The sequence below is a fragment of the Arthrobacter sp. Y3225116 genome (assembly GCF_059091245.1).
Genome location: NZ_JBNHGL010000113.1, coordinates 1 through 9,226, shown reverse-complemented (window position 1 = coordinate 9,226; position 9,226 = coordinate 1). Strand labels below are relative to the sequence as shown.

General features: G+C 67.6%; 7 protein-coding genes and 1 tRNA gene. 2 read left to right on the top strand and 6 right to left on the bottom strand.

Annotated elements, in window-relative coordinates:
- Positions 1–49: 49 nt before the first annotated feature.
- From AC5RV2_RS11185 to pcrA, 5 genes are all read right to left on the bottom strand, one after another.
- The gene (locus AC5RV2_RS11185) at positions 50–1,105 is read right to left on the bottom strand and encodes a zinc-dependent alcohol dehydrogenase family protein (protein WP_494092385.1); all 1,056 of its coding nucleotides are present in this window, start codon (positions 1,103–1,105) and stop codon (positions 50–52) included.
- 119 nt (positions 1,106–1,224) lie between these two features.
- The gene (gene sucD / locus AC5RV2_RS11180; protein WP_494092384.1) at positions 1,225–2,145 is read right to left on the bottom strand and encodes a succinate--CoA ligase subunit alpha; all 921 of its coding nucleotides are present in this window, start codon (positions 2,143–2,145) and stop codon (positions 1,225–1,227) included.
- A gap of 18 nt (positions 2,146–2,163) precedes the next feature.
- Positions 2,164–3,327, bottom strand: a complete 1,164-nt coding sequence (gene sucC, locus AC5RV2_RS11175) for an ADP-forming succinate--CoA ligase subunit beta (protein WP_494092383.1) — start codon at positions 3,325–3,327, stop codon at positions 2,164–2,166.
- A 221-nt stretch (positions 3,328–3,548) separates the two neighbouring features.
- Positions 3,549–4,592 (bottom strand): mechanosensitive ion channel family protein, encoded by a 1,044-nt coding sequence (locus AC5RV2_RS11170; RefSeq protein ID WP_494092382.1) that lies wholly within the window; start codon positions 4,590–4,592, stop codon positions 3,549–3,551.
- A gap of 76 nt (positions 4,593–4,668) precedes the next feature.
- The gene (gene pcrA / locus AC5RV2_RS11165; protein WP_494092381.1) at positions 4,669–7,065 is read right to left on the bottom strand and encodes a DNA helicase PcrA; all 2,397 of its coding nucleotides are present in this window, start codon (positions 7,063–7,065) and stop codon (positions 4,669–4,671) included.
- Between the two features lie 96 nt (positions 7,066–7,161).
- On the opposite strand from pcrA, the gene AC5RV2_RS11160 reads away from it, so the two are divergent.
- Positions 7,162–7,818, top strand: coding sequence for a hypothetical protein (locus AC5RV2_RS11160; protein WP_494092380.1), 657 nt, complete (start codon positions 7,162–7,164; stop codon positions 7,816–7,818).
- A gap of 17 nt (positions 7,819–7,835) precedes the next feature.
- Positions 7,836–7,908 (top strand) — tRNA-Arg (locus AC5RV2_RS11155).
- 444 nt (positions 7,909–8,352) lie between these two features.
- On the opposite strand, the gene AC5RV2_RS11150 is transcribed toward AC5RV2_RS11155, so the two are convergent.
- Positions 8,353–9,226, bottom strand: an 874-nt coding sequence (locus tag AC5RV2_RS11150) for an ROK family protein (protein WP_494092379.1), incomplete at its 5' end; no start/stop codon positions are given.

Here is a 9,226-nt window from a genome sequence, read left to right as displayed (position 1 = left end):
GGGGCGCCTGAGCGGCCGGCCGTCCGCACTGACGGGGAGACCGCCGCGGCTAGGGCCGCAGCAGCACCTTGATGGCGCGGCGTTCGTCCATGGCCCGGTAGGCTTCCGCGGCGTCGTCGAGGGGCATGACCGCGTCGAAGACCTTGCCGGGGTTGATCTTCCCGGACAAGACGTCCTCGAGGAGTTCCGGAAGGTATTCGCGGGTGGGCGCGGCGCCGCCGGCGACGGCAATGTTCTTCGAGAACAGCACGCCGATGGGCAGTTCGGCGCCGCCGACGGGGACACCCACGAACCCGACGGATCCGCCGGGCCTGGTGCAGCGCAACGCCTGGTCCATGGACTCCGCCGTGCCAACGCATTCGAGCACCGAGTCGGCCAGCACGCCGCCGAGCAGCGCCTTGACCTTTTCGCCGGCGGCCTTCCCGCGTTCCGCCACCACGTCGGTCGCCCCGAATTCGCGAGCCAGCGCCGCCCGGTCGTCGTAGCGGGACATCGCGATGATCCGTTCGGCGCCCAGCCGCCGGGCGGCCAGCACCCCGCACAGCCCGACGGCGCCGTCACCCACGACGACGACGGTGCGTCCCGGGCCGACCTTGGCGCTGATGGCCGCGTGGTGTCCGGTCCCCATCACGTCGGAGAGCGTGAGCAGGCTCTTGGCCAGATCCTCCCCCGGTTCGGTCACGCCCGGCACCGCAACCAGCGTGGCGTCGGCGTGGGGCACCCGCACGGCTTCGCCCTGCCCGCCGTCGACCGGCAGGCCGTGCTCGTCCCGGCCTCCCCAACTGGCCCGGCGTTCGCACGAGGTTTGCACGCCGTTGCGGCAGGGCGGGCACTCGCCGCAGCTGATGGCCCACGGGGCAATGACGAAGTCGCCGGCGGACAGCGCCTGCACCGCGTCGCCGGTGGCCTCGACCACGCCGATGAATTCGTGGCCGATGGGATGCGGCCTGCCCGGTTCGCGGATGCCGCGGTAGGGCCACAGATCGGAGCCGCAGACGCAGGTGGCGCTCACGCGCACGACCGCGTCGGTCGGGGCAAGGATTTCCGGGTCAGGGCGTTCCTCGACCCGGATGTCGCCCGGTCCGTGGATGATGGCAGCGCGCATGTAACCTCCTGTGAAGTGGTGGTGCTTTTCCAGCCTAACCGGGTCGCCGCGGCCGCCGGAAACAGACGAAGCCCGCCACCTTGCGCAGGTGGCGGGCTTCGGTGCCGTAGGCGAAGGGCCTAGAGGTTGGACGGTTCCTCGTGGTCCGGGTAGACCTCGCGCAGCAGGTGCGCGGTCTCGGAAGGGGTCTTGCCGACCTTCACGCCCGCGGCCTCGAGGGCCTCCTTCTTGGCCTGTGCCGTGCCGGAGGAGCCGGAGACGATGGCGCCGGCGTGGCCCATGGTCTTGCCCTCGGGTGCGGTGAAGCCGGCCACGTAGCCGACGACCGGCTTGGTGACGTTGGCCTTGATGTACTCGGCGGCACGCTCCTCGGCGTCGCCGCCGATTTCGCCGATCATCACGATCGCCTTGGTTTCCGGATCGGCCTCGAACGCAGCCAGGGCGTCAATGTGGGTGGTGCCGATGACCGGGTCGCCGCCGATGCCGATGGCGGTGGAGAAGCCGAGGTCGCGCAGCTCGTACATCATCTGGTAGGTCAGCGTGCCGGACTTGGAGACCAGGCCCACGCCGCCCTTGCCGGTGATGTTCGCCGGGGTGATGCCCACCAGCGACTCGCCGGGCGTGATGATGCCCGGGCAGTTCGGGCCGATGATGCGGGTGATCTGGTTGCCGTCGGCGTCCTTCTTGGACTGTGCCAGCGCCCAGAACTCGGCGGAGTCCTGCACCGGCACGCCCTCGGTGATCACCACGACCAGGCCGATTTCGGCCTCGATGGCCTCGACCACGGCGTCCTTGGTGAAGGCCGGCGGGACGAAGACGATGGAGACGTCGGCGCCGGTCTCGGTGACGGCTTCCTTGACGGTGCCGAAGACCGGCAGGGTCTTCTCGCCGTGGGTGACGGTGGTGCCGGCCTTGCGTGCGTTCACGCCGCCAACGATGTTGGTGCCGGCGTGCAGCATGCGTGCCGTGTGCTTGGAGCCTTCGCCACCGGTGATGCCCTGGACGATGACCTTCGAGTCCTTGTTGATGAAGATAGACATGTTTTAGTTCCTCGGTCCTTAGGCGTTGGCCAGCTCGGCGGCCTTGTCGGCGCCCTGGTCCATGGTCAGGGCCAGGGTGACCAGCGGGTGGTTGGCGTTGAGCAGGATCTGCCGGCCTTCGTCGACATTGTTGCCGTCGAGGCGGACGACCAGCGGCTTGCTGGCCTTCTCGCCCAGGATTTCCAGGGCCTTGACGATGCCGTTGGCCACGGCGTCGCAGGCGGTGATGCCGCCGAAGACGTTCACGAACACGCTCTTGACCTGCTCGTCGTTGAGGATGACGTCCAGGCCGGCGGCCATGACCTCGGCCGAGGCACCGCCGCCGATGTCCAGGAAGTTGGCGGGCTTGACGTTGCCGTGCTTCTCGCCGGCGTAGGCGACGACGTCCAGGGTGGACATGACCAGGCCTGCGCCGTTGCCGATGATGCCGACCTGTCCGTCGAGCTTGACGTAGTTCAGGTCCAGTTCCTTGGCCTTGGCCTCGAGCGGATCCGCGGCGTCCTTGTCCTCGAGCTCCTCGTGGCCGGGCTGGCGGAAGGAGGCGTTCTCGTCCAGCGAGACCTTGCCGTCCAGGGCGACGATGTCGCCGGCGCCGGTCTTGACCAGCGGGTTGACCTCCACCAGGGTGGCGTCTTCCTTGATGAACACGTCCCAGAGCTTGACGATGACCTCGGCGACCTTCGGGCGAAGGTCTTCGGCGAAGCCGGCCTCGGCGACGATCTCGTCGGCCTTGGCCTGGTCGATGCCCACGGCCGGGTCGATGGCAACCTTGGCCAGGGCGTCCGGGCGCTCCACGGCCAGCTGCTCGATCTCCATGCCGCCCTCCACCGAGCACATGGCCAGGTAGTTGCGGTTGGCGCGGTCCAGCAGCACGGAGAAGTAGTACTCCTCGGCGATGTCGGCGCCCTGCGCGATCATGACCTTGTTGACCGTGTGGCCCTTGATGTCCATGCCGAGGATGTTGGAGGCGTATTCGTATGCCTCGTCGGGGGTCTTGGCGACCTTGACGCCACCGGCCTTGCCGCGGCCTCCGACCTTCACCTGAGCCTTGACGACAACTACGCCGCCAATTTTCTCAGCAGCTGCCTTGGCTTCTTCTGGGGTGTACGCAACGATTCCAGCCAGCACGGGTACTCCGTGTGCCTCGAAGAGATCGCGCGCCTGGTATTCATACAGGTCCACGGGTTGTGTCCTTCTACGTCGAAGTCGTTTCTGACTCGGAGCGGCATCTGCGGTTGGCCGTGGCGGTGACCACGGACGGTGAGCGGATGCCTGCAGTGCTCCATGGGGAACTCTAGCCCCTTTGGCCTCGGGCGCCGGTCCCAGAGTACCGCTTTAGTGGCCAAGGGCACACTTCTACGACTTGTAGAAGTGTCCGGGTTTGAGGTATCGGCGCCGTGAGACTAATTCTTGCCGCTGGCTCCCGCCTGATCCACGACGGCGGTGTTCCCGCCTTGGGCGGCATCGTCGGCCTGTGCGGCGCCGCCACCCTGCGCAATGGCGGCCGACGGGGCACTGCCCCTGATCACGGTCTGGTTCAGCAGCGGAATGCGCAAGCCTTCCTCGGCCAACGCTGCCTTCAGGCGGGCCCGCATTTTGCGCGCGATTGCCCACTGTTCCAACGGCTTCGTGCGGATGGCCAGCCGGATCACCACGGATTCGCCCGTCAGTGCTTCCACACCCCAGACTTCCGGATCGTCCAAAATCAGCCTGCGGTTGTCCTCGTCCATGCGCAGTTCCATGGCGGTCTTGAGGATCAACTCGGAGACCTTCTCCACATCGGAGTCGTACGGCACCGGGATGTCCAGCACGGCCCGCGCCCAGCCCTGCGAGGAGTTACCCACCCGCAGGATCTCCCCGTTGCGAACGTGCCACAGCGTGCCGTCCACGGCGCGCACCTGGGTGACCCGCAGACCGACCGACTCCACGGTGCCGGAGGCCTCGCCCAAGTCGACCACGTCGCCGATGCCGTACTGGTCTTCGGCCACCATGAACAGCCCGGACAGGTAGTCCTTGACCAGGGTCTGGGCGCCGAAGCCGATGGCGACGCCGGCAATACCGGCGCTAGCCAGTACCGGGCCAAGGTTGAATTCCAGCTCCGTGAGCACCATCAGGACGGTGAGGGTGGCCAGCACGATGGTGGTGATCGAACGCAGCACCGATCCGATCGTCTTCGAGCGCTGGGCCCGGCGGACCGCGGCGATCGGCGAGTCCTGAATCAGCCAGTAGCGCGGGTCTTTCGTGTTCTTGGGCGCCGCAGGGTCGAATTTGTCCAGCTTGGCGGTCTCGCCGTCGGCGATCTTTCCGGTGACGCGTTTGATCACCATCCGCAGCACAATGTTCAGCAGGAATCCACCCAGCAGGATCAGCGAAACGCGCAGCGGCTTGTCAAGCCAAAAATCGGGGGTTGCCAGCCGTTCCAAAGTCCTAATGTCCACGTGGTCCATGGATAAGAACGGTAAGCGCCCCGTCATGCCGCTGCCAAATGCGCCGTCGCAAACGTGGCGCATCTCCCAGCGGGGGTCAGCCCATCTTGGTCAGCGGCGCATAGCGCAGCAGCAACCGCTTCTCGCCGGCATCGAATTTCACCTTGGCCACCGTCTTGTCGCCGGCTCCTTCGAGGCCCAGGACTGTCCCGTTGCCGAAGCTCGCGTGGTTGACCTTGTCGCCGATGGACAGCGCGATGACTTCCTTCTGCGGCTGCACCCGTCCGGCCCGGGTCTTGGCGCTGGTGATCGACGGCGCCGATCCCCGCATGTTGCTGATGTCCTGGCTGCCCGATGTCCCGGCGCCCCAGTGCGATCCCGAGTAGCGGCTGGAGCCGAAGCTGCCCGCGGAGGCAAAGGTCGGGCGGGCCGTGCCTTCGCGCTTCCAGTCGATGAGTTCGGCCGGCACCTCTTCGATGAACTGGCTGGCCGGATTGAACTGGCTCTGGCCCCACATGCTGCGCGACTCGGACCGGGTCAGGTAGAGCCGCTGGCGGGCGCGGGTCAGTCCCACGTAGGCCAACCGGCGCTCTTCGGCCAGCTCCGTCGGGTCGGTCATGGAGCGCTGGTGCGGGAAGATTCCGTGTTCCATGCCGGTGAGGAAGACCACCGGAAACTCCAGGCCCTTGGCGGTGTGCAGCGTCATCAGCGTCACCACGCCCTGGTCCTGGGCCAGCCGAGCCGCTTCGCTGTCCGGGGCGTCGGGCACCTGGTCCGCGTCGGCCACCAGCGCCACCTGTTCCAGGAATTCGGACAGCGACCCTTCCGGGTTGTCCCGTTCGTATTCGCGCACCACGGCCACGAGTTCGGCCAGGTTCTCCACGCGGGATTCATCCTGCGGGTCGCTGCTCTGGCGCAGCATCGCCAGGTAACCGGTCTGCTCCAGCACGGCCTCCAGGGCGGCTGCCGCGCCGGATCCGGCGGCCACCTCGGCCAGGTCGTCGATGAGCTTCACGAAGCCGGCGACCGCGTTCACCGACCGGGTGGCCATGCCGGGTGCCTCCTCGGCGCGGCGCAGCGCCTCCATGAACGAGATTCGGTCCCGTTCCGCCAGCGCCGCGACGGCGTACTCGGCACGGTCGCCGATCCCGCGCTTCGGTTCGTTGAGGATGCGGCGCAGGTTGACGACGTCGTCCGGGTTGGCCAGGACCCGCAGGTAGGCCAGCGCGTCCTTGATCTCCTTGCGTTCGTAGAAGCGGGTGCCGCCGACCACCTTGTAGGGCAGCCCCACCCGGACCAGCAGGTCCTCGATGGAACGGGACTGGGCGTTGGTCCGGTAGAAAATGGCGATGTCGCCGGGGCGGATCCCCTCGGAGTCCTGCAGCCGGTCGATCTCGCCGGTGATGAAGCGGGCCTCGTCGTGCTCGTTCTCGCCCACGTAACCGATGATCTTTTCGCCGTCGCCCTCGGCGGTCCAGAGCCGCTTGGCCGGGCGGTCCGGATTCCGGGAGATCACCGAGTTGGCCGCGGAGAGGATGGTCTGGGTCGACCGGTAGTTCTGTTCCAGCAGGATGGTGCGCGCGCTGGCGTAGTCCTTCTCGAAATCGACGATGTTGCGCACGTCGGCCCCGCGGAAGGCGTAGATGGACTGGTCGGAGTCGCCCACCACCGTCAACTCGCCGGCCGGCACCGACCCGTCCTCGGACTCCCGGGTCAGCTCGCGCACCAGCCGGTACTGGGCATGGTTGGTGTCCTGGTATTCGTCCACCAGCACGTGGCGGAAACGGCGGCGGTACGAGTCGGCAATGGCCGGGAACGCCTGGAAAATGAAGACAACCTGCGCGATCAGGTCGTCGAAGTCCATGGCATTGGCCTGGCGCATCCGCTGGGTGTACCCGGTGTAGACCGAGGCCACCGCCTGTTCGAACGGATCCGAATAGTTGGCGGTGGAGGCGAAGGACTCGTCGTCGATCAGTTCATTCTTCAGCGCCGAGATCTTGTGCTGGATGGACTTGGGCGGGAATCGCTTCGGGTCCAGGTCCAGCCCCTTGGCCACCTGGCTGACCATCCGCAGCGTGTCCGCCGAGTCGTAGATGGAGAAGTTCGAGTTCAGCCCCACATGCTTGGCTTCGCGGCGCAGGATCTTCACGCAGGATGAGTGGAACGTGGAAATCCACATCCGCTTGGCCGAGTCCCCCACCAGCGACTCGATCCGCTCCCGCATCTCCGCGGCGGCCTTGTTCGTGAAAGTGATGGCGAGGATCTCTCCCGGCCGTGCGCGGCGGGTGGCCAGCAGGTACGCGATGCGGTGGCTGAGCACCCGGGTCTTGCCGGACCCGGCACCGGCGACGATCAGCAGCGGGGAGCCGGCATGCTTGACCGCCTCCTCCTGCTGCGGGTTCAGCCCCGAGAGCAGCTCTTCGGCGCCGGGCAGATGCGGAGCGGGCGGAGAGGCAACATGCGGGTCAAACGCCGGGTCGGTGAGGAAATCCATGGTCCCCTAAGTCTATTAGCCACCGCCGACACTGCGGGACGCCGACGGCGACTTCCGCCAACGGCCGACGCAGGAGTGCCCCGGCATAATGGTTGTATGTCCAAAACCCCAGCACAGCGCGCGAAGAAACACGGTGCGGCGGCGGCCCCAGCCCCCGGCAGCAGTGCCGCCGCGAGGCCTGCCGTTCCCGGCGGCACCCGGTCCCCGCAGCGCGCTGCCGGCAACGCGAACCTGATCGTCATCGCCGGGGCCGGAGCCTCGGCCTTTCTGTTCGGTTACTCGTTCCTGCTGGTGATGCCGCAGTTCTCCCAGCTGACCGGGGGGCTGGCCATGCCGGACACGCTCATCGGCGGATACTCCACCGAGTACGTCCAGCAGGTGCGCACCGCGTTCGGCGAAGACGGTGCCGGGCAATACAACTACTGGCACAAAACCGCCGACACCATCTTCCCGCTGCTGTTCGGCTTCACCTGGCTGATCCTGCTGGGGCAGCAAATCGGCCGCCTCGGCTGGCGCTGGCTCGCCTGGGCCGTCGTCGTGCTTTACGTGGCAGCGGATCTGGGGGAAAACCTCGCAGTCGACGCCATGCTGGCCACGGACCCGGTCGGCGACGCGTCACTGGCGAGCTTCCTCACTGTCGCCAAATCCGTCCTGTTCGGGCTGAGCCTGGTCGCCGCCGTCGTCGCGGTCTTCACACGCAAACCCCGGCCGGCCGGAGGCTCGGCCGCCGCACCGGCGGGCGGCGCCGTTTAAGCTAAGCTTTTGGCGTTGCCCCCGTAGCTCAGGGGATAGAGCACCGCTCTCCTAAAGCGGGTGTCGGCAGTTCGAATCTGCCCGGGGGCACTTCACTGCCGGGCCTGCCGGCGAAATGCCAGGCAAACGTGCGGGCGGCGTGCCCGGACACGTGCAGGCGCCCGTTAACTGGGGCAGCCGACCGCCGCCTGTGCAACCCCCCACGGAAGCACAGACGGTAGCCGGCTGTAGTGCCTTCCACCAAAGCGGCCGGGAATCCCTGTCAGCCGGGACCGCGGGCTCCGGTTCTTCCCGTTTGCCGGAGCCAGCAGCATCTTCCCGCCGCCTGTTGGCCGACGGCCGCGCCGTTCCCCTGAAGCACGTAGGCCGCTGAAGGGACCGTTCATTTCCCAAAGCGTGAGTACTCCAGGCACTGCCGTCACCCTATATCTAAATCGATTGGATTTAATAAAGCAACTCGTGAGCCCTTGTGGCGGCGGGCGCGAGTAGATCGCCGGCGTCATTGTGTGAAGCGGGGCCGCGCCCGCGTCCCGGCTAACCGCCCAGGATCAGCCCGCTGGCCTTGGGTGAGAGCGCGTCGTCCAGCACCAGGCAGGCGCCGCCGATGGCGCCCACCTCGAAGCCCAGCGGGGACGACACCACGTCAACCTCGTGGATCGCCCGCGAGACGAACCGTTTGTTGATCTCCTCCCGCAGGATGGGCAGCGCGAGCTCGTCCAGGCCGTCCCATAGCGGGCCGCCGAAGATGACCCGGTCCACGTCCAGGATGTTGGCCACCTGGCCCACGGTTCCGCCCAGCAACCCTGCGGCCCGTCCGATGATCGCCGCGGCCGCCGGCTCCCCCTCGCTGGCCATCCGGCAGAGCGTGACGATCCTTTCCGTGGCCTGGTGCCGGTCCCCCAGCTCGGCGTCGGCCGGGAAGAGTCCGGCATCCACGGCCTGCCGGAACAGCGTGCCGAAGTTCAGCGCCATGCCCACGCAGGTGCGTTTCCCGCAGTCGCACAGCGGGACCTCCGCCTCCACCGGAAAATGGCCGATCTCGCCGATGTTGCTGGAGGCGCCGCGCAGCACCTGTCCGTCGAGCACGATGCCGGCGCCCAGGCCCGTGCCCAGGTAAACGAACACGAAGTTCTCCGGCTCCCGCCGTCCGCTGGCCCACAGTTCCGCCACCGCCGCGGCCGTCGTGTCCTTGTCCATCAGCACCGGCAGGCCCGTCAGGTCGCGCAGGGGTTCGCGCAGCGGCACCGACGTCCACTCGCGCATCATCGGCGGATCCACCACCATCCCTTCGGCTGCGTCGATCGGCCCGGGCGCGGCCAGCCCGATGCCCAGGATGCGGTGGCGTTCGATTCCGGAAGCGGCGATGAGCGCCTCCGTGGCCGCGGCCATCGCGGCGGCCATCCCGTCC

What these genes read in the sequence shown, in the direction of transcription:
- AC5RV2_RS11170 (WP_494092382.1), bottom strand. Translation starts at nt 4,592, where the DNA reads ATGGACCACGTGGACATTAGGACTTTGGAACGGCTGGCAACCCCCGAT.
- AC5RV2_RS11160 (WP_494092380.1), top strand. Translation starts at nt 7,162, where the DNA reads ATGTCCAAAACCCCAGCACAGCGCGCGAAGAAACACGGTGCGGCGGCG.
- pcrA (WP_494092381.1), bottom strand. Translation starts at nt 7,065, where the DNA reads ATGGATTTCCTCACCGACCCGGCGTTTGACCCGCATGTTGCCTCTCCG.
- AC5RV2_RS11185 (WP_494092385.1), bottom strand. Translation starts at nt 1,105, where the DNA reads ATGCGCGCTGCCATCATCCACGGACCGGGCGACATCCGGGTCGAGGAA.
- sucD (WP_494092384.1), bottom strand. Translation starts at nt 2,145, where the DNA reads ATGTCTATCTTCATCAACAAGGACTCGAAGGTCATCGTCCAGGGCATC.